The organism is Streptomyces sp. NPDC028635, from assembly GCF_040637635.1.
Lineage (GTDB): Bacteria > Actinomycetota > Actinomycetes > Streptomycetales > Streptomycetaceae > Streptomyces.
This window is the reverse complement of the sequence record NZ_JBEZWX010000002.1, coordinates 242607-261660: the sequence shown is the minus strand read 5'-3', so window position 1 is coordinate 261660 and position 19054 is coordinate 242607. Positions and strand designations below refer to the sequence as shown.

At 73.1% G+C, this 19054-nt stretch carries 15 protein-coding genes and 1 pseudogene; 6 read left to right on the top strand and 10 right to left on the bottom strand.

Annotation, left to right across the window (positions count from 1 at the left end; all coding sequences use genetic code 11):
• Positions 1-92: 92 nt before the first annotated feature.
• The 4 genes from AB0E88_RS03365 to AB0E88_RS03350 form a co-directional block, all read right to left on the bottom strand.
• Positions 93-1031: an acyl-ACP desaturase gene (locus AB0E88_RS03365; RefSeq protein ID WP_361622980.1), complete on the bottom strand. Its 939-nt coding sequence runs from the start codon at positions 1029-1031 to the stop codon at positions 93-95.
• Between the two features lie 466 nt (positions 1032-1497).
• On the bottom strand, positions 1498-2298 hold the full coding sequence (locus AB0E88_RS03360; protein WP_361623394.1) for a sugar phosphate isomerase/epimerase family protein: 801 nt from the start codon (positions 2296-2298) through the stop codon (positions 1498-1500).
• A 32-nt stretch (positions 2299-2330) separates the two neighbouring features.
• Positions 2331-3482: a dihydrodipicolinate synthase family protein gene (locus AB0E88_RS03355; RefSeq protein WP_361622977.1), complete on the bottom strand. Its 1152-nt coding sequence runs from the start codon at positions 3480-3482 to the stop codon at positions 2331-2333.
• Positions 3479-4630 carry a Gfo/Idh/MocA family oxidoreductase gene (locus tag AB0E88_RS03350; protein WP_361622974.1) on the bottom strand — a complete coding sequence of 384 codons (1152 nt, stop codon included), beginning with the start codon at positions 4628-4630 and terminating at the stop codon, positions 3479-3481. The genes AB0E88_RS03355 and AB0E88_RS03350 overlap by 4 nt, the downstream gene beginning before the upstream one ends.
• 238 nt (positions 4631-4868) lie before the next feature.
• On the opposite strand from AB0E88_RS03350, the gene AB0E88_RS03345 reads away from it, so the two are divergent.
• Complete coding sequence (locus AB0E88_RS03345) at positions 4869-5918, top strand: LacI family DNA-binding transcriptional regulator (protein WP_361622971.1); 1050 nt, start codon at positions 4869-4871, stop codon at positions 5916-5918.
• A 278-nt stretch (positions 5919-6196) separates the two neighbouring features.
• Here the strand turns inward: AB0E88_RS03345 and AB0E88_RS03340 are convergent, their stop codons facing one another.
• Positions 6197-6589, bottom strand: coding sequence for a tautomerase family protein (locus AB0E88_RS03340; protein WP_361622968.1), 393 nt, complete (start codon positions 6587-6589; stop codon positions 6197-6199).
• A 157-nt stretch (positions 6590-6746) separates the two neighbouring features.
• Between AB0E88_RS03340 and AB0E88_RS03335 the strand changes: the two genes are divergently transcribed.
• Positions 6747-7346 (top strand): dihydrofolate reductase family protein, encoded by a 600-nt coding sequence (locus AB0E88_RS03335; protein ID WP_361622965.1) that lies wholly within the window; start codon positions 6747-6749, stop codon positions 7344-7346.
• 29 nt (positions 7347-7375) lie between these two features.
• Complete coding sequence (locus tag AB0E88_RS03330; protein WP_361622962.1) at positions 7376-8176, top strand: sugar phosphate isomerase/epimerase family protein; 801 nt, start codon at positions 7376-7378, stop codon at positions 8174-8176.
• A 28-nt stretch (positions 8177-8204) separates the two neighbouring features.
• Here AB0E88_RS03330 and AB0E88_RS03325 read toward each other — a convergent pair whose 3' ends face one another.
• Both AB0E88_RS03325 and AB0E88_RS03320 read right to left on the bottom strand, forming a co-directional pair.
• Positions 8205-8849 (bottom strand): GNAT family protein, encoded by a 645-nt coding sequence (locus AB0E88_RS03325; protein ID WP_361622959.1) that lies wholly within the window; start codon positions 8847-8849, stop codon positions 8205-8207.
• Between the two features lie 13 nt (positions 8850-8862).
• Positions 8863-9801, bottom strand: a complete 939-nt coding sequence (locus tag AB0E88_RS03320; protein ID WP_361622956.1) for an EamA family transporter — start codon at positions 9799-9801, stop codon at positions 8863-8865.
• Between the two features lie 106 nt (positions 9802-9907).
• Here AB0E88_RS03320 and AB0E88_RS03315 point away from each other — a divergent pair, with 106 nt between their 5' ends.
• The 3 genes and pseudogenes from AB0E88_RS03315 to AB0E88_RS03305 form a co-directional block, all read left to right on the top strand.
• Positions 9908-10825 carry a LysR family transcriptional regulator gene (locus tag AB0E88_RS03315; RefSeq protein ID WP_361622953.1) on the top strand — a complete coding sequence of 306 codons (918 nt, stop codon included), beginning with the start codon at positions 9908-9910 and terminating at the stop codon, positions 10823-10825.
• A gap of 162 nt (positions 10826-10987) precedes the next feature.
• A complete protein-coding gene (locus tag AB0E88_RS03310) occupies positions 10988-12826 on the top strand; it encodes a glycoside hydrolase family 3 protein (RefSeq protein WP_361622950.1) in 1839 nt (612 codons plus the stop codon).
• A gap of 152 nt (positions 12827-12978) precedes the next feature.
• A pseudogene (locus tag AB0E88_RS03305) lies at positions 12979-13221 on the top strand (hypothetical protein); the annotation flags it as partial.
• On the opposite strand, the gene AB0E88_RS03300 reads toward AB0E88_RS03305, so the two are convergent.
• From AB0E88_RS03300 to AB0E88_RS03290, 3 genes are all read right to left on the bottom strand, one after another.
• Positions 13222-14634, bottom strand: a complete 1413-nt coding sequence (locus tag AB0E88_RS03300) for a S28 family serine protease (protein WP_361622947.1) — start codon at positions 14632-14634, stop codon at positions 13222-13224.
• Between the two features lie 86 nt (positions 14635-14720).
• Positions 14721-15116 carry a hypothetical protein gene (locus AB0E88_RS03295; protein WP_361622944.1) on the bottom strand — a complete coding sequence of 132 codons (396 nt, stop codon included), beginning with the start codon at positions 15114-15116 and terminating at the stop codon, positions 14721-14723.
• Between the two features lie 109 nt (positions 15117-15225).
• Complete coding sequence (locus AB0E88_RS03290; protein ID WP_361622941.1) at positions 15226-18945, bottom strand: ABC transporter ATP-binding protein; 3720 nt, start codon at positions 18943-18945, stop codon at positions 15226-15228.
• Positions 18946-19054: the final 109 nt, after the last annotated feature.

Sequence of the window (19054 nt, the reverse complement as noted above, 5' to 3'; positions counted from 1 at the left end):
TGTCTCCTGTCGTTGTTCGTGTCGGCGTGCGGGGGCCGGGACGTGACGGGCGGTCACGGGGTCAGGAGCCTTCGATCGTCAGGGCCCCCGGGTCAGGGGACGGCGAGGCTCCCGGCGTTCATGCGGGCGAAGAGCTCCCGGGAGCGGGCGGCCCGCGCGGCGAGCTGTTCGACATGGGCGGCGAGCCGTTCACGGGCCTGTTCGCCGACCGGTCCGAGCCCGGGCAGGGACGTCACCTTCAGCGCGCGCAGGAGCGGGGAGACCACGTATTCCAGGTGGACGTCCAGGTTGTAGATGCCGCAGGCCGCGATCCGGGCCGCGCGGGCCCGGAACCCGGGGATCGCCGTCCCGGGCATCCGGAAGTCCTCCAGGACGTCCGCCAGCGCGGCCAGGGCCGCGTCGGGGAACAGTTCGAGCGCGTCGGTGAGCAGTCCGCGGTAGAACACCATGTGCAGGTTCTCGTCCGCCGCGATCCGCGCCATCATCTGCTCGCCGGCTCGGTCCCCGCAGGCGGCGCCGGCGTTGCGGTGGGCCTGCCGGGTGGCCAGTTCCTGCACGGTGACGTAGGCCAGCGTGTGCAGGAGCGTCGGCAGCCCGGTGTGGTGGCCGGTGGCGACCTGCCGTATCCGCAGCCCCTCCAGAGCGACGGGGTCCACGGCCCGGCGGGCGTGGACGTAGGCACGCAGCACCGAGGCGTGGCGGTCCTCCTCCGCGGTCCACCGGTGCACCCAGGTCCCCCAGGCGCCGTCCCGGCCGAACCGGGTGGCGATCTCGAAGTGGTAGCTGGGCAGGTTGTCCTCGGTGAGCAGATTGACCACCAGGGCGTCCCGGACGGCCTGGGGCAGCGCCGACTGTTGCGGTGTCCAGGCGGTGCCGTCCAGCGGTCCGTCGTAGTCCCGGGCCGCGCTCCAGGGCACGTACTGGTGCGGCAGCCAGTCGTGAGCGACGGCGAGGTGCCGCTCCAGCAGCCGTTCCACCGACGGTTCCAGCTCCCGCAGGACGCGCTCCGCCCCCACCCTGACCTCAGCCATCCACCGTTCCCTCTCGTCACCGGCCGGCCCGTGCGTCCCCCTGTGCGCGCAGCGGGGGACGGACCGGAGACGATCTTTGACACGGCTGGGGACGCTCCACACCCGGCAGCTCGCCGGATCACCTTGCGGGGGGAGCAACGGGCCTCCCGGCTGCTCCGGGTGGCGGCAGCCGCGGGATTCTCACCGCCGGCCGGGCCGGGCGCCGGCCGAGCGGGCAGCACAGGGGGGCGTGCGACACCGGCCCCGGCTCTCCCGACGTGCGCCGGGCCCCGGCGTTCTCCCGGTGTGTGCCGGGCCCCGGACGTCTTCGAGGGGCCCGGTCCGTCGACCGGGCCCCTCGGCTTTCCCCCCGTCGAAGCCCCGTGAATCCCCCCCGGGTTCCCTCCCCCGGAAGCTTCGACGCCCAGTACGACCGGCGAGGTGCGGAAACGGTTGTACCGCTTCCGCGATTATTTTTCCGGCGCCATCATTCGACCACGTGTGCGAGGAATCGTTCCGCGGTCTCCACCAGCACCTCCCGCCCGTCACGCGCCCACAACGCGTCGTTGAACAGCTCGACTTCGATGGGACCGGTGTAGCCGGCCGCCTCCACGCACGCCGTCCACTCGCGCAGGTCGATCGCGCCGTCACCGATCTGTCCGCGGCCGTCGAGAACCCCCGCGGGCAGCGGGGTAATCCAGTCGGCGAGCTGGAAGCTGTGGATGCGGCCGCCCGCGCCGGCCCGGGCGATCTGCGCGGGCGCCCGGTCGTCCCACCAGATGTGGTACGTGTCCACGGTCACGCCCACCTGGTGGGCGGGGAAGCGTTCGGCGAGGTCCAGCGCCTGGGCGAGGGTGGAGACCACGCAGCGGTCGGAGGCGAACATCGGGTGCAGCGGCTCGATCGCCAGCTTCACGCCGTGCTCCTCGGCCCAGGGGCCCAGCTCGGCGAGCGCGTCGGCGATGTGTTCGCGGGCGCCGCGCAGGTCCTTCGAGCCGGCCGGGAGGCCGCCGGAGACCAGGACCAGGACGTCCGTGCCGAGGGTGGCCGCCTCCTCGACCGCACGCCGGTTGTCCTCGAGGGCGCGGGCGCGTCCGGCCGGGTCGGTGGCCGTCAGGAAGCCGCCGCGGCACAGGGTGGTGACGCTCAGGCCCGCGTCACGGACCAGCTTGGCGGTCGCCCGGAGGCCGTACGCCCGGACCGGTTCGCGCCACAGGCCGACCCTGCCGACGCCCAGGTCCTCGCAGGCCGCGACGAGTTCGGGCAGCGACAGCTGCTTGACCGTCATCTGGTTGATGGAGAAACGGGACAGGTCGCCGGTCACTGGTCCACTCCGTACAGGGTCAGCAGGGTCTTCATCCGCTCCTCGGCCAGCTTGGGGTCGGGGAACAGGCCGAGGCCGTCGGCGAGTTCGTAGGCGCGGGCGAGGTGCGGCAGGGAGCGGGCCGACTGCAGGCCGCCGACCATCGTGAAGTGCGACTGGTGGCCGGCCAGCCAGGCGAGGAGGACCACGCCGGTCTTGTAGTAGCGGGTCGGGGGTTCGAAGAGGTGGCGGGACAGCCCGACCGTCGGGTCGAGCAGGGCGCGGAAGCCGGCCGTGTCGCCGGTGTCCAGGACCCGGACCGCCTCGGCCGCGAGCGGGCCCAGCGGGTCGAAGACGCCGAGCAGGGCGTGGCTGAAGCCCTGCTCGTCCCCCGCGATCAGCTCCGGGTAGTGGAAGTCGTCACCGGTGTAGCAGCGCACGCCCCGCGGCAGGCGGCGGCGCAGGTCGACCTCGCGCCGGGCGTCCAGCAACGACACCTTGACGCCGTCGACCTTGTCCGGGTGGGCGGCGACGACCTGAAGGAACACATCGGTGGCCGCGTCCAGGTCGGCCGGACCCCAGTAGCCCTGAAGCGCCGGGTCGAACATCGGGCCGAGCCAGTGCAGGATCACCGGCTCGGCGGACTGGCGCAGCAGGTGGCCGTACACCTCGAGGTAGTCCTCGGGGCCCTTCGCGGTCGCGGCCAGTGCCCGGGAGGCCATCAGGACGGCCTGCGCGCCCGCCTCCTCGACCACGGCGAGCTGCTCCTCGTAGGCGGCGCGGATCTCGGCGAGGGAGCCGCCGGTGATCTGGTCGGTGCCGGCCCCGCAGACGATACGGCCGCCCACGGCGCGCGCCTCGGCGGCGGAGCGGCGGATCAGTTCGGCCGCGCCCGCCCAGTGCAGGCCCATGCCGCGCTGGGCGGTGTCCATGGCCTCGGCGACACCGAGCCCGTGGGACCACAGATGGCGGCGGAAGGCGAGGGTGGCGTCCCAGTCGACGGCGGCCGGGGAGTCGGGGGTGACGTCGGCGAAGGGATCGGCGACGACGTGCGCCGCCGAGAAGACCGTGCGGGAGGCGAGGGGGGCGCCGGGGGCGACGAGGAGGGGTTCCGTGCGCGGCTCGTACGTCCGCAGGGTCCCCCGGGCGCCGGGAAGTCGGACGGTCACAGCGCGATCTCCGGAACCTCGACACGGCGGCCCTCGGCCGAGGACTTCAGGCCCAGCTCGGCGAGCTGCACACCGCGGGCGCCGGCGAGCAGGTCCCAGTGGTAGTCGGCACCGGCGTGGACGTGCTTGAGGAACAGCTCCCACTGGGCCTTGAAGCCGTTGTCGAACTCCTGGTTGGCGGGGACCTCCTGCCACTGGTCGCGGAAGACTTCGGTGGCGGGGATGTCCGGGTTCCACACCGGCTTGGGCGTGGCGGAGCGGTGCTGGACGCGGCAGCTGCGCAGGCCCGCGACCGCGGAGCCCTCGGTGCCGTCGACCTGGAACTCGACGAGTTCGTCGCGGTGGACGCGCACGGCCCAGGAGGAGTTGATCTGGGCGATCGCCCCGCCGTCGAGTTCGAAGATGCCGTAGGCGGCGTCGTCGGCGGTGGCGTCGTAGGGCTTGCCGTTCTCGTCCCAGCGCTGCGGGATGTGGGTGGCGGTGAGGGCCTGGACGGACGTGACGCGGCCGAACAGCTCGTGCAGGACGTACTCCCAGTGCGGGAACATGTCGACGACGATGCCGCCGCCGTCCTCGGCGCGGTAGTTCCACGACGGGCGCTGGGCCCCCTGCCAGTCGCCCTCGAAGACCCAGTAGCCGAACTCGCCGCGCACGGACAGGATCCGGCCGAAGAAGCCGCCGTCGATCAGCCGCTTCAGCTTCAGCAGGCCCGGCAGGAAGATCTTGTCCTGGACGACGCCGTGCTTGATCCCCTTCTCCCGGGCGAGGCGGGCGAGTTCCAGGGCGCCCGCGAGGCCGGTCGCGGTGGGCTTCTCGGTGTAGACGTGCTTGCCGGCCGCGATGGCCTTCCTGAGGGCGTCCTCGCGGGCGGAGGTGACCTGGGCGTCGAAATAGACGCCGATCGTGTCGTCGGCCAGTACGGCGTCCAGGTCCGTCGACCAGTGGTCCAGGCCGTGCTTCTCCGCAAGCGCCTTCAGGGCGTGCTCGCGGCGGCCGAGCAGGACCGGCTCGGGCCACAGCACGGTGCCGTCGCCGAGGTCGAGCCCGCCCTGGTCGCGGATGGCCAGGATCGAGCGGACCAGGTGCTGGCGGTACCCCATGCGCCCGGTCACGCCGTTCATGGCGATGCGCACCGTCTTGCGTGTCACGTCAGTCCCTTCGTGGGCGCCGGGCGCCCGGTGGATCGGCCGGTGAAGCCGTACAGCAAGCGCTTTCTATCGTGAAAAGCTAGCCCCCGGGCGGCCGTCTGTACAAGGCTGCGGACCGGACGAGTTGTTCGAGGGGGCGAACACCCGCGCCGGGTGGCCTTAAGGTCTGCTCGGAACCGTGGCGGTGGGCCCGGGTGTGTACGAGGGCGTACGACGAGATGCGCGACCGGAGGACGACATGACGGTGACCCTGGCGGACGTGGCGGCCCGCGCCCAGGTCTCCCCCGCGACGGTGTCGCGCGTACTGAACGGCAACTATCCGGTGGCGGCCTCCACCCGGGAGCGGGTGCTCAAGGCCGTGGACGAGCTGGACTACGTCCTGAACGGTCCCGCGAGCTCGCTGGCCGCGGCCACCTCCGACCTGGTCGGCATCCTGGTGAACGACATCGCCGACCCCTTCTTCGGGATCATGGCGAGCGCCATCCAGAGCGAGATCGGCGGGCCGGGCGGGCGCGCGGGCGGCGAGAGACTCGCGGTCGTGTGCAACACGGGCGGCTCACCGGAGCGTGAGCTGACCTACCTCACGCTGCTGCAGCGGCAGCGGGCCGCGGCCGTGGTGCTGACCGGCGGCGCCGTCGAGGACGCGGCACACCAGGCGGCCATGACGGCGAAGCTGCGCAAGCTGGCCGAGGCCGGGACGAAGGTGGTGCTGTGCGGGCGGCCGCCGGCGCCGGACGCGGGCGCCGTCGCGCTGACCTTCGACAACCGGGGCGGTGCCCGCCGGCTCACCGAGCACCTCATCGGGCTCGGCCACCGACGGCTCGGCTACATCGCCGGGCCCGAGGAACGCACCACCACCCGGCACCGGCTGGAGGGGCACCGCGAGGCGCTGGCCGCGGCCGGCGTCGAGGAGCGGCCCGGCTGGACCGTGCACGGGCGCTACGACCGGCAGTCCGGCTACGAGGCCACGCTGGAGCTGCTGCGGCGGGACCCGTCGCTGACGGCCGTCGTCGCCGCGAACGACTCCGTCGCGCTCGGGGCGTGTGCCGCGCTGCGGGAGTCGGGGCGGCGCATCCCCGAGGACGTCTCCGTCGCCGGGTTCGACGACCTGCCGTTCAGCGTCGACGCGGTGCCGTCGCTGACGACGGTGCGGTTGCCGCTGGCGGAGGCGGGGGCCCGGGCGGGGCGCATCGCGATGGGGCGGGAGGAGGCGCCGCCCGGGGGGATCGCGACGGTGCGGGGGGAGCTGATGGTTCGGGGGTCTTGTGGGGTGCCTGTGGCGGGGTGACGGGTGCCGGTGCCTGCGGCGCTGGGTGCGTTGTGCCTGCGGCGCGGGGTGCCTGCGGCGCTGGGTGCGTTGTCGTCTGCGGGTGCGTTGTGCCTGCGGCGCCGGGTGCGTTTTCCTCTGCGGGTGGGTTGTGGCTGGTCGCGCAGTTCCCCGCGCCCCTTTGGCGCCTGCGGCGCCCGGTGCGCTTTCTTCTGCGGGTGCGTTGTGGCTGGTCGCGCCGTTCCCCGCGCCCCTTTGGTGCCTGCGGCGGCCCGTTGCCGTCCGGTGGGGGGTGGCGGTCACGTCGTGGGGGTGACGTATTGGGTCTCACCGTGGCCGAAGGACCAGTCCGGGGAGGTGTTTTCGTACAGGGTGACCACCACGTTGCGCGGCTCGACCCCGGCGCGGGCCTCGGCCTCTTCGGCGATCCGGCGGTAGAGGTGCTGTTTCTGCTCGGTCGTGCGGCCGGTGCGCAGGGTGACGGCGATGAAGACGACGCCGTCGTCGTGGGGGATGCCCAGGTGGTCGCCGTGGCGCAGGGTGCTGGTCGTGCCGTCGTGGGCGGTCAGGATCTGGAAGCGGTCCTCGGGCGGGATGCCCAGGGCGTCCATGAGGGCCTGGTGGACCGCGTCGCCGAGTGTGTGCAGGCGGGCGGTGTCCGTGCCCAGGGTGTCGATGCGGACCAGTGGCATGCGGGCTCCCGGGTTCGGGCCGACGGTTCCGTACATACTAGTAGGTACAGAGATGACGGGTGACGGCTTCCGCGTTTCGGTGGGCGCAAATGGGCCACCTAGGGGCATGACGCCCCGATACTGGGCGGCGGGCACCGCACCGGCAGGAATGAGTCCCATGCGTACCGTGGCCAGCGAGTTCATCAGTCTCGACGGTGTCGTGCAGGCACCCGGCGAGCCGGAGGACGAGACCGACCTCGACTTCGCGCACTCCGGCTGGTCCCTGCCGTATGTCGATCCGGAGGTCGTCGGCGGCGCGTTCGAAGGGGCGCTCGCCAAGGCGGGCGCCCTGCTGTGCGGGGAGCGGACCTGGCAGGCCATGGCCACCTTGTGGCCGGAGCGGGCCGGGGAGATCTTCGCCGACCGGATGAACTCGGTCCGCACCTATCTCGTCTCCGGCACCCTGGACGAGTCCGACCTGCCCTGGGACAACATGCGCCTGATCCGGGCCGGTGAGGTGATGGACCGGATCGAGGACCTGCGGGCCACGCCGGGGGGCGACCTGCTGATCGCGGGCAGCCCGCGCCTGGTGCGCTCGCTGCTGGCCGAGGGGATGCTCGACGAGCTGATGCTGATGCGGATGCCGGTGCTGCTCGGCGGCGGTGTGTCGATCTTCCCGGCGGACGGGGTGCGGCGGCCGTTCCAGCTGGTCTCGACGGTGGCCGCGAAGACGGGGGCCGAGGTGTGCGTCTACCGGGCCGTGGCTCAGGACGTTTGAAGCGGCGGCCTGCGAGTAGGGTCCTGAGCATGAAGCTGGCGTTCTCCACTCTCGGCGTTCCCGGTCTGCCCCTGCCCGACGTGCTGAGCCTGGCCGGCGCGCACGGCTATCACGGCGTGGAGCTGCGCGCCCATCCCGAGGAGCCGGTGCATCCGGGACTCTCCCCGGCCGAGCGGGCCGACGTGGCCGGCGCGTTCAAGGCGGCCGGCGTGGAGCTGCTCGGCATCGCCGGGTACGCGCGCGTGGCCGCGCCGGGCGACGACGGGCCGGTGCTGGACGAGATCCGCGCCCTGCTGGAGCTGGCCCGTGACCTCAGCGCGCCCTTCGTCCGGGTCTTCCCCGGCGGCGGTGACGCGCCGTCGCCCGAGGAGGCCGACGCGACGGCCGCGCGGCGGCTCGGTACGGCCGCGGAGGACGCCTCCGCGCTCGGGGTGCGGGTGCTGGTGGAGACCCACGACTCGCATCGCACCGGAGCGGATCTGATCAGGGTCCTCGGGCCCGTCGGGCACGGCAGCGTGGGCGCGCTGTGGGACGTGATGCACACCTGGCTGGGCGGCGAGCAGCCGTCGCAGACGTACGCCGCGCTCGCCCCGCACCTCGGCTACGTCCAGGTCAAGGACATCGCCTCCACCGACGACACGACGCCGCTGGCGCTGGGCGCGGGGGTGCTGCCGCTGGCCGAGGTGGTGGAGGTGCTCTCCCGCAACGGCTGGGACGGCTGGCTGTGCTGGGAGTACGAGAAGCGCTGGCACGAGGCGGCGGCGCCGCTGCCGGGACTGCTGGACGCGGGGCGTGAGCATCTGAGCCGGCTGCTGAACGAGTCGGCCTGAGCGGCGGGGCCGGTGAGCGGTTCCGGGCTCATCCCTCCGGTGCCGTGCGTCCCCGGGCGTGGCGGGCGACCCGCTGCTCCAGCCTCGTGCGGCACTGCGGCCACTCCGGTGCCGTGATCGAGAAGATCGCCGAGTCGCGCAGCGCGTTCTCCTCGCCCGGGACCCAGGAGCGGGACCAGTTGCGCAGGACGCCCTCGAAGCGGGCGCCGACCGATTCGATGGCCGCGCGGGAGCGGGCGTTGCGGGCGTCGGTCTTCAGGTCGACGCGGGCCACGCCCCACTCCTCGAAGGCGTGCCGCAGGAGCAGCAGCTTGGCCTCGGCGTTGATGCCCGTGCCCTGCGCGGAGGAGGCCAGCCAGGTGAAGCCGATCTCGATCGCGTCGAGCACGTCCTCGGACCGCCAGCTGCGCGGGTCCCAGTACGACGTGGTGCCGACGACCCGTCCCGTCGCGCGGGACACCTGGGCGTAGGGGGCGAGCGTTCCGGCCGCCGCGCGGGCCAGCTGGGCGTCGACGTACGTCTGGATCTCGTGGGCGCGGGGCACCCAGGTGAAGGCGTAGGTCTCCCGGTTCTCCTCCGCGGCCGCCGCCAGCCCGGCGGCATGCCGGTGCTCCAGCGGCTCCAGGCGCACCAGCGCGCCCTCCAGAACCGGGCCGTTCAGCGTGAAGCCCACCCCGTGCCACCTCTCACTCGCGTGCGGCGCTGCCGACGAGCGCAGAGTCTTCCGCAGCCGGTCGTGGCCGTCGACCGAAATAGCCGGGGGCGCGCCGCCGCGCCGGCGCCAGGGAGGTGACCGCGACGCCGCCCACCAGCAGCGCCGCCGCGCACCAGCGCAGCGGGCTCACGTCTTCGCCCAGGAACAGGGCTGCCGACGTCATCCCGAACACCGGCACCAGCAGGGAGAACGGGGCGACCGTGGACGCCGGGTGGCGGCGCAGCAGCCAGCCCCAGGCGCCGAAGCCGAAGACCGTGGTGACCCAGGCGACGTAGACGAGCGTGCCGGCGCCCTGCCGGTCGAGGGCGCGCAGGGCGTCGTAGTCGCGGGTGGGGCCCTCCAGGAGGAGGGAGAGCGCGAGGAGGGGCAGGACGGGGACCGTGCTCACCCAGACCATGAAGTTCAGCGCGTCGGGCGGGGCGGCCTTGCGGGTCAGCACGTTCGACAGGCCCCAGCAGGCGGCTGCCGCGACGACCAGCGCGAACGCGCCGAGCGGGCCCGAGGCGCCCTCGTCGACGGCCGCCACCGCGATGCCGCTGAGCGCCACCAGCATGCCCAGCAGCCTGGTGCGGGTGGGCCGTTCGCCGAGCACCACGGCGGCGATCAGGGCCGTGAAGACCGCCTGGATCTGCAGGACGAGGGAGGACAGGCCCGCCGGCATGCCGGCGTCCATGCCGACGAACAGCAGCCCGAACTTCGCCACGCCGAGCACCAGGCCGACCGCGAGGATCCATCGCCACGCCACCTTCGGACGGCCGACGAGGAAGACCGCGGGCAGCGCCGCCACCAGGAAACGCAGGGCGGAGAAGAGCAGCGGCGGGAAGTGGCCGAGGCCGATCTCGATGACGGTGAAGTTCACGCCCCAGACGGCCGCGACGAGGACGGCGAGGGCCACATGTGCAGGTCGCATGCATCGAGGATCACGGCCGTGGACCCTTCAGCACCAGCGATGATTCCTGCACTGTTGAATGAAGCAGCGCTTACGACTCGCGGCGCTCACGACTCAAGGAGGGGCCGTGCTGGATCTGCACCGGCTGCGCGCTCTGCACGCCGTCCATGTCCACGGCAGTGTCGCCGCGGCCGCCGACGCGCTCGGATACACGCCGTCGGCGGTGTCGCAGCAGATCGGCAAGCTGGAGCGGGAGACCGGGGCGGCGCTGCTGGAGCGGGACGGGCGGGGGGTGCGGCTCACCGCCGAGGCGCTCCATCTGGCCGGCGCGGCGCGGGAGTTGCTGACGATCGTGGAGCGGGCCGAGACCGAGCTGGAGGAGCGGCGCGGGGTGCCGGCGGGGCGGCTGACGATCGCCGCGTTCGCGTCGGCCGCGCGGGGGCTGCTGCCGGGCGTCCTGGCCGACCTGTCGGCGCGGCACCCGGCCCTGGACGCCCGGCTCAGCGAGGTCGATCCGCATCTCTCGGTGGACCTCGTCGCCCGGGGCGCGGTCGACCTGGCCGTGGCACACGACTGGGACATCGCGCCGCTGCCCGCACCGGCGGGTGTGGAGCAGGCGGTGATCGGGGACGACCTGTGCGATCTGCTCGTACCGGCGGACCATCCGTTCGCCGGGCGGGCGGGGGTGCGGCGGGGGGAGCTGGGCGGGCAGCGGTGGATCTGCCAGCCGCCCGGCCGGGTCTGCCACGACTGGCTGGTGCGCACCCTGCGCGGCGCCGGTCACGAGCCGGAGATCGTCCACCAGGCCGAGGAGAACCCCACCCTGGTCGCGCTCGTCGCCGCCGGGCTGGGCATCGCGCTGATCCCGCGGCTGGGGCGCGGCCCGCTGCCCGAGGGCGTGGTGGAGGTGCCGCTCGATCCGCTGCCGGTGCGGCGGCTGTACGCCCTGTGGCGCACCGGGGCCACCGGGCGGCCGTCGATCGCGGAAACCGTGCGCACGCTGCGGGAGCACTGGCCGAAGGTGTCGGTCCGGCCGGCGGGTTGAGGAGCGCGGGGCGGCGCAGGGGAAGCGGGCCGGCGGCGCCGGCGGCGGCCTTCGCCGCACAAGTCCGGGCGCTGCGCACTGTCTTGACTGGCAGAAACTTCCCGGATATTGGTGGCCTCTCGGAAGTTTCCTTCAGCGGTTCCCCCTCCGGAAGGAGCGCACGTGCACCACGCCAGCACGGACAGCACGGGAAACACCGCACGACCCGCCAGACGCACGGTCCTCGCCGCGACGGCCGCGCTCACCGCCGCCCTCGCCGTCGGCCCCGCCACGACGGCCGCCGCCGCCCCGGACGACGAGCGCAAACTGCGCGCCCTCATCTCCCGGATGTCCCTGGAGGAGAAGGTCGGCCAGCTCTTCGTCATGCGGGTCTACGGCCATTCGGCGACCGCCCCCGACCAGGCCGACATCGACGCCAACCTCCAGGAGATCGGGGTCCGTACGGCGGCCGAGCTGATCGAGAAGTACCGCGTCGGCGGCATCATCTACTTCGTGTGGGCGCACAACACCCGCGACCCGCAGCAGATCGCCGACCTGTCCAACGGCATCCAGCGGGCGTCCCTGGCGCTGCCGCGCGGGCTGCCGCTGCTCGTCTCCACCGACCAGGAGCACGGCATCGTCTGCCGCGTCGGCAGGCCCGCCACCCTGTTCCCCGGGGCGATGGCGATCGGCGCCGGCGGCTCCCGCTCCGACGCGCGCACCCTCGGCCGGATCTCCGGCACGGAACTGCGCGCGATCGGCATCCGCCAGGACTACTCCCCCGTCGCCGACGTGAACGTCAACCCGGCCAACCCGGTCATCGGTGTGCGCTCCTTCGGCGCGGACCCGGACGCGGTCGCGGGACTGGTCGCCGCCGAGGTCACGGGGTACCGGCACGCGGGGGTCGCGGCGACCGCCAAGCACTTCCCCGGGCACGGCGACACCTCCGTCGACAGCCACTACGGCTTCCCGGTCATCACCCACAGCCGCGAGCTGTGGGAGACGCTGGACGCGGTGCCGTTCCGGGCGGCCATCAGGGCCGGCATCGACTCGATCATGACCGCGCACATCCAGTTCCCGGCGCTGGACCCCTCCGGCGACCCCGCGACCCTCTCCCGCCCCATCCTCACCGGCATCCTGCGCGAGGAGCTGGGCTACGACGGGGTGGTGGTCACCGACTCCCTCGGCATGGAGGGCGTGCGCTCCAAGTACGGCGACGACCGGGTGCCGGTGCTCGCCCTGAAGGCGGGCGTGGACCAGCTGCTCAACCCGCCCGACCTGGACGTGGCGTGGAACGCCGTGCTCACCGCCGTACACACCGGGGAGCTCACCGAGGAGCGGCTCGATCAGTCGATCCTGCGCATCCTGCGGCTCAAGGCGCGCCTCGGGCTGTTCGACGCGCCGTACGCGAGCCACGCCGGTGTGGAGCGGACGGTGGGCACGCCCGCGCATCTCGCGGCGGCCGACCGCATCGCGGAGCGGACGACGACGCTGCTGGTCAACGAGGGCGCGCTGCTGCCGCTGGACCGGCGCGCACACAAGAAGCTGCTCGTCGTCGGCGCCGACCCGGCGTCCCCGTCGGGCACCACCGGCCCGCCCACCGGGGTCCTCGCCGCCGCCCTGACCGAGCTGGGCTTCACCGCGACCGCCCTGTCCACCGGTACGGCACCGTCCACGGCGACGATCGACCGGGCCGTCGCCGCGGCGGCCGACGCGGACGCGGTCGTCGTCGGGACGTACAACGTCACCGCGGGCAGCAGCCAGCGCACGCTGGTGCGGCGGTTGCTCGCCACGGGCAGGCCGGTGGCGGCCGTCGCGGTGCGCAACCCCTACGACGTGGCCCAGCTGCCCGAGGTGCGGGCGTATCTGGCGTCCTACTCGTGGACCGACGTGGAATTGCGCGCCGCCGCCCGGGTGATCGCGGGGCGGGTCGGTCCGCGCGGGAAGCTGCCGGTGCCGGTGATGCGGGCGGACGATCCGGCGCAGGTGCTCTACCCCATCGGGCACGGCCTGGCGTACTGACCCCACGCTCCGCCCCCGGCGCACCCCCGTGCGACCGGCCCGGAACTCCCCGCGCGTCTGGTGTGCGCCCACGTCCACGGGTCACGCTGGGCGCGGGGGGCGAGGGATGCGCGGAGCTGGTCCGTGGGGAGGAGGAACGGGCGGCCGCCCGGGTCGTGCCGCCGCACCCGGGCGACCCGGGCGGCGGGGGCGGGCCGCGCACCATCGCCGGCGACTGCGTCTACGCCCTGGGTGGCGGCCAGGTCCGGGAGACGGCCTGCGACGGCGGCGGCCGCCACGCGCCGCAGTACCGGGTGGTGCGGGCCGTGGCCGTCCGGTCGCTGTGCCCGGCGGCCACGGCCCGGTACGTGCGGCTCGGCGGGCAGCAGCCGGTCGGCTGCGCCCGCCGGATGTGACTACGGGCGCAGCGCGGGCTCGCGCTCGGTGTCACGCACGTCCAGCCGGCTGTCGAACCTCGCCAGCGGCTGGGCCTGCGCGGTGTCCTGCCGGACGCCGGCCCACTGCAGGATGCGGGCGGTGGCCAGTTCCTTCTGCGCGGGCACCAGACCGGCCACGTTGGCGCCGTGGTTCAGGCCGGGCGCGGTGAAGACGTAGGAGTCCTTGGCGCCCTTGTCGACGCGGAAGCGCTCGCTGCCCCACGGGTCGTTCTGGCCGTACACGAAGAGCATGTGGCGGGCGTTGTGCCGCACCCAGGTGTCGACGTCGCGCATCGCCCACGGCTGGAAGCGCATCGGGATCTCGCGCGGGACGAAGTTGCGCGGCGGCTGGTAGCCGTAGCGGATGTACCGCTTCTCGATGTGCGGGAAGTGGATGGTGGGCGCGCCGAGCTGGGTGCCCGCCTGGTAGTAGTACGGCGTGTACGTCTCGAGGCCCTGGTCGGTGTAGGCGGAGAAACCGGAGATCTCGTCGACCGAGTTCCAGATCTCGTCGTCGCTCGCCGTCGCCGCGTTCGCGGGAATCCTGTCGCAGTCGGCGAGCAGGCTGTACTGCCAGAAGCCCCACACGTAGTCGAGGACGACGGCCTCGTAGGCGCGGTCCAGGGAACCGATGGTGGTGAAGGTGTAGCCGTTCTCGGCGGCGTACGCGGCGTACTTCTTCTCCAGCGGTTCGCGGCGCACCAGCGCCTCGCGCTGGACCGCGTTCAGCTTGTCGCGGCACTCCTTGGTGCCGACGGAGGCGAAGAAGCGGTCGTAGGCCGAGTCCTCGTTGTTCACCACGTCGTCGGGGGCGACGTAGGCGACCACGCCGTCCATGTCACGCGGGTAGAAGCGCTCGTAGTAGGTGGCGGTCATGCCGCCCTTGGAACCGCCGGTGGCGAGCCAGTTCTTCGAGTAGACCGGCTTCAGCGCCTCGAAGACGCGGTGCTGGTCGCTGGCGGCCTGCCAGATGTCGAGCTTGGACCAGTCGGCGGGGGCGGGGCGGGACGGGGTGAAGAAGCGGTACTCCAGGGAGACCTGGTTGCCGTCCACGATCTGGGTGGGCTCGCGGCGCGACGGGGTCGTGGAGACGTTGTAGCCGCTCGTGTAGAAGACGGTCGGGCGGCTGACGTCCTTGTGCAGCACGGTGATGCGCTGCTGGAACGTGCCGGCCGAGGGGTGGCGGTGGTCGACCGGCTGGGTGTAGTTCAGGACGAAGTAGCGGTAGCCGGGGTACGGCTTCTCCTGGATCAGGCTCATGCCCGGTATGGAGAGCAGCCGGTCCTTGATGTCCTGGCTGCCGGAGGCGTCGGCGGCGGTGGCCGCGCCCGCCGCGCTCAGCGTGCCTATGAGCACGGTGAACGCCAGCAGCCATCTGAGTGCCTTGCGCATGCACCCTCCCTGTGAGACAGATGTGCGCCGGACGCTATCGGCGCAACATCGTTTTCACCAGGGGGAGTTGCGGAGAGCAAGACGGTTCAGCACAGGATCCAGCCGGAGTTGACCGTTCCGCCTCCCACCGAGCCGGTGACACGGACGCAGCGGTGCCCGGCGTGCACGGTGACCGGTCCGGCCCGCTCGATGAACGGCCCCTTGTCCACCACCGGCCGCCCGCCGCGCGCCTGCACGCCGACCGACATGACCTGGCGGGGGCCGGGACGCCGGGGCACGGTGATCGCGCAGACGTAGCCGTCGCTGCGGAAGACCTGCACGCTGCCGGTGGAGAAGGGCAGCGTCGCCACCCTGTGTCCGCCGCACCGCGTGGGCGCCGCGGCGGCCTCGGCACTGCCGGGCGCGGCCAGCGCGAACAGCCCGGCCGCGGTCAGCACGCCCAGCGCGACCGCCGTCCGCCGCCGTATCCCACCCCAGTCCACAGTCGTCCCTCCCTACGTCCCGCGCGACACGAAGCGTACGCGTGTACGGACGCGGTACGTATGTCGGATGGTTGCACGACCGTCAGAGAGACGACGCGGGGCCCGGCGTTCAGCGGGAGGCGCCGACCGGCTCTTCCGGTTCGGCCTCGCCGATGAACGTGCGCCACAGGCGGGCGTAGTGGCCGTCGCGGGCGAGGAGTTCCTCGTGGGTGCCGTCCTCCGCGACACGGCCGTGGTCCATGACCACCACCCGGTCCGCGCGGGCGGCGGTGGTCAGGCGGTGGGCCACGACCAGGGTGGTACGGCGGCCCGCGAGGCGGTCCGTGGCCTGGTTGACCTGGGCCTCGGTCGCCAGATCCAGCGCGGCCGTCGCCTCGTCCAGCAGCAGGATGTCGGGGTCGACCAGCTCCGCGCGGGCCAGCGCGATCAACTGCCGTTGCCCGGCGGACAGGTTGCGGCCGCGCTCGGCGACCTGGTGCAGGTAGCCGCCCTCCAGCGTGGCGATCATGTCGTGCGCGCCGACCGCCCGGGCCGCCGCCTCCACCTCCGCGTCGGTGGCGTCGGGACGGCCGTAGGCGATGGCGTCACGGATCGTGCCGGGGAAGAGATACGCCTCCTGCGGCACCACGCCGAGCCGGTGCCGGTACGACGTGAGGTCCAGGTCGCGCAGGTCCGTGCCGTCGGCCGTCACCCGGCCACCGGTCGGGTCGTAGAACCGGGCCACCAGCTTGACGAGGGTCGACTTGCCCGCGCCGGTCTCACCGACGAACGCGACCGTCTGCCCGGCGGGGATGCGCAGATCGATGCCGCCGAGCGCCTCCTCGTCGTCGCCGTAGGCGAAGTGGACGTCCTCGAAGGCGATCTCGCCCCGCAGGGACAGCACCTCCAGCGGCTCCCGCGCGGCCTTCGTGGACGTCGGCTCGCGCAGCAGCTCCTGGATGCGGCCCAGCGACACCGTGGCCTGCTGGTAGCCGTCGAAGACCTGGGACAGCTGCTGGACGGGCGCGAAGAACAGGTCGATGTACAGCAGGTAGGCCACCAGCCCGCCCGTGGTGAGCGTCGCCGCGTCCACCCGGCCCGCGCCGACGATGAGGACCGCGGCCGCGGCGGCCGACGACAGCAGCTGCACGAAGGGGAAGTAGACCGAGATCAGCCACTGGCCGCGGATGCGCGCCTGTCGGTAGCTGTCGCTGCGCTCGGCGAACCGCCGCCCGCCGTCGCCCTCGCGCCGGAACGCCTGCACGATCCGCAGACCCGACACGGACTCCTGGAGGTCGGCGTTGACCACCGACACCCGCTCGCGGGCCAGCTCGTACGCCTTCACGCTGGCCCTGCGGAAGAAGTACGTGCCGACGATCAGCGGCGGCAGCGTGGCGAACACGACCAGTGCGAGCTGGAGGTCGATCACGAGCAGGGCGGCCATGATGCCGAAGAAGGTGACGACCGAGACGAAGGCCGTCACCAGCCCCGTCTGGAGGAAGGTGGAGAGGGCGTCGACGTCCGTCGTCATCCTCGTCATGATCCGGCCGGTCAGCTCCCGCTCGTAGTAGTCGAGGCCGAGCCGCTGGAGCTGGGAGAAGATCTTCAGGCGCAGGGAGTACAGGACGCGCTCGCCGGTCCGGCCGGTCATCCGGGTCTCGCCGACCTGAGCCGCCCACTGCACGGCCACCGCCAGCAGCGCGAGCAGGGACGCCGACCAGACGGCACCCAGTGCCATCCTGGTCACCCCGCTGTCGATGCCGTGCCGGATCAGCACCGGCAGCAGCAGACCCACCCCGGCGTCCACGGCGACCAGGGCCAGGCTGACCAGGAGGGGCAGCCCGAAGCCGCGCAGCAGTCGGCGCAGACCGTAGGAGTCCTCCGGCCGGACCGCGGCCGCCTCGTCGACGCCGGGGGTGTCGGTGGCCGGGGGCAGCGCCTCGACCTGGGCCAGCAGCTCCGGTGTGGCCGGGGTGCCGTGCAGCGCCGCGTCCCGCGGCTCGCGCTCGCCCGCCCACAGCCGGGGCGTGATGCCGCGCTCGGCGTCGAACTCGGCGTCCAGTTCCTCGCGCAGCGAGGTGTCCTCGGCGGGCGCGGCGGGCTGTGCGTGACCCGGGGAGACCCCGCCGAGCTCGTCGGGGTCGGTGAGCAGCCGCCGGTACAGGGCGCAGCGTTCCTGCAGCTCGTCGTGGGTGCCGAGGTCGGCGAGCCGGCCGTCGTCGAGGACGGCGATGCGGTCGGCGAGGTTGAGGGTGGAGCGGCGGTGCGCGATCAGCAGGGTGGTGCGGCCCCGCATGACCTCCTTCAGCGCCTCGTGGATCTCGTGCTCCACGCGGGCGTCGACCGCGGAGGTCGCGTCGTCCAGGACGAGCAGGCGGGGGTCGGTGAGCAGGGCGCGGGCGAGCGCGATGCGCTGGCGCTGGCCGCCGGAGAGGGTCAGTCCGTGCTCGCCGACCGTGGTGGCGTAGCCGTCGGGCAGCTCCTTGATGAAACGGTCCGCCTGTGCGGCGCGCGCGGCGGCCTCGACCTCCTCGTCGCTCGCGTCGGGGCGGCCGTAGGCGATGTTGTTGCGGACGGTGTCGGAGAAGAGGAAGGAGTCCTCGGGGACCAGGCCGATCGCGGCGCGCAGCGACTCAAGGGTCAGCTCGCGCACGTCGTGGCCGCCGACCAGGACGGCGCCGCGGGAGACGTCGTAGAAGCGCGGCAGGAGCAGGGAGAGGGTGGACTTGCCGGAGCCGGAGGAACCGACGACGGCGAGGGTCTCGCCGGGCCGGATCTCGAAGCTGAGCCCCTGGAGCACCGGGCGCTCGTGGTCGTAGCCGAACGACACGTCGTCGAACTCGACCGACGCCGGTGCGTCGGCGGGCAGCTCCTTGGTGCCGTCCTTCAGGGTCGGCTCGGTGTCGATCAGCTCCAGGACGCGTTCGGTGCCGGCGCGGGCCTGCTGGCCGACGGTGAGGACCATGGCGAGCATGCGGACCGGGCCGACCAGCTGGGCGAGGTAGGTGGAGAAGGCGACGAAGGTGCCGAGCGTGATGTGCCCGCGCACGGCGAGCCAGCCGCCGAGCGCCAGCATCGCGACCTGGCCGAGCGCCGGGACGGCCTGGAGGGCGGGGGTGTACCTGCTGTTGAGGCGGATGGTGCGCAGGCGGCCCGCGAAGAGGCGGCGGCCGACCTCGCGCAGCTTGTTCGTCTCCTGCTCCTCCTGCCCGAAGCCCTTGACCACGCGGACGCCGCTGACCGCGCCGTCGACCACCCCGGCCACGGCCGCGGCCTGGGCCTGCGCGTACCAGGTGGCCGGGTGCAGCCTGGTGCGGCTGCGCCGGGCGATGTACCAGAGGGCGGGCGCCACGGCCAGCGCGACCAGGGTCAGCGGCAGGGACAGCGCGGCCATGATCCCCAGGGAGATCAGGAACAGCAGGATGTTCCCGATGGTCATCGGCAGCATGAACAGCAGGCCCTGGATCAGCTGGAGATCGCTGGTGGCCCGCCCGACGACCTGCCCGGTGGACAGCTCGTCCTGCCGCCGGCCGTCCAGCCGGGTGATCGTGCCGAACATCTCCGTGCGCAGGTCGTGCTGGACGTCGAGGGCGAGGCGGCCGCCGTAGTAGCGGCGGATGTAGGTGAGGACGTACACGAGCAGGGCGGCGCCGATCAGCACGCCGGCCCACGGGGCCATACGGCGGCTGTGGTCGCCGATCACGTCGTCGATGATCACCTTCGTGACCAGCGGCACGACGGCCATGACGGCCATGCCGCCGAGGGAGGAGCCGAGGGCGAGGAGCACGTCCTTGGGATACCGCCAGGCGTATCCCCACAGTCGCCGAGCCCATCCCCGTTGCGGTGTCACTCCGTGCCTCCCAGTGGTCCTGCTCTACCGGAAGGCTGCAACGCCCGGGGGCTGCGATTTCATCCCCGTGCAACAAACGTTCGGCACTCACCCGTGGGGGTGTGCAGCG

What these genes read in the sequence shown, in the direction of transcription:
- AB0E88_RS03340 (WP_361622968.1), bottom strand. Translation starts at nt 6,589, where the DNA reads ATGCCACTGGTCCGCATCGACACCCTGGGCACGGACACCGCCCGCCTG.
- AB0E88_RS03365 (WP_361622980.1), bottom strand. Translation starts at nt 1,031, where the DNA reads ATGGCTGAGGTCAGGGTGGGGGCGGAGCGCGTCCTGCGGGAGCTGGAA.
- AB0E88_RS03320 (WP_361622956.1), bottom strand. Translation starts at nt 9,801, where the DNA reads ATGCGACCTGCACATGTGGCCCTCGCCGTCCTCGTCGCGGCCGTCTGG.
- AB0E88_RS03330 (WP_361622962.1), top strand. Translation starts at nt 7,376, where the DNA reads ATGAAGCTGGCGTTCTCCACTCTCGGCGTTCCCGGTCTGCCCCTGCCC.
- AB0E88_RS03345 (WP_361622971.1), top strand. Translation starts at nt 4,869, where the DNA reads ATGACGGTGACCCTGGCGGACGTGGCGGCCCGCGCCCAGGTCTCCCCC.
- AB0E88_RS03360 (WP_361623394.1), bottom strand. Translation starts at nt 2,298, where the DNA reads ATGACGGTCAAGCAGCTGTCGCTGCCCGAACTCGTCGCGGCCTGCGAG.
- AB0E88_RS03335 (WP_361622965.1), top strand. Translation starts at nt 6,747, where the DNA reads ATGCGTACCGTGGCCAGCGAGTTCATCAGTCTCGACGGTGTCGTGCAG.
- AB0E88_RS03300 (WP_361622947.1), bottom strand. Translation starts at nt 14,634, where the DNA reads ATGCGCAAGGCACTCAGATGGCTGCTGGCGTTCACCGTGCTCATAGGC.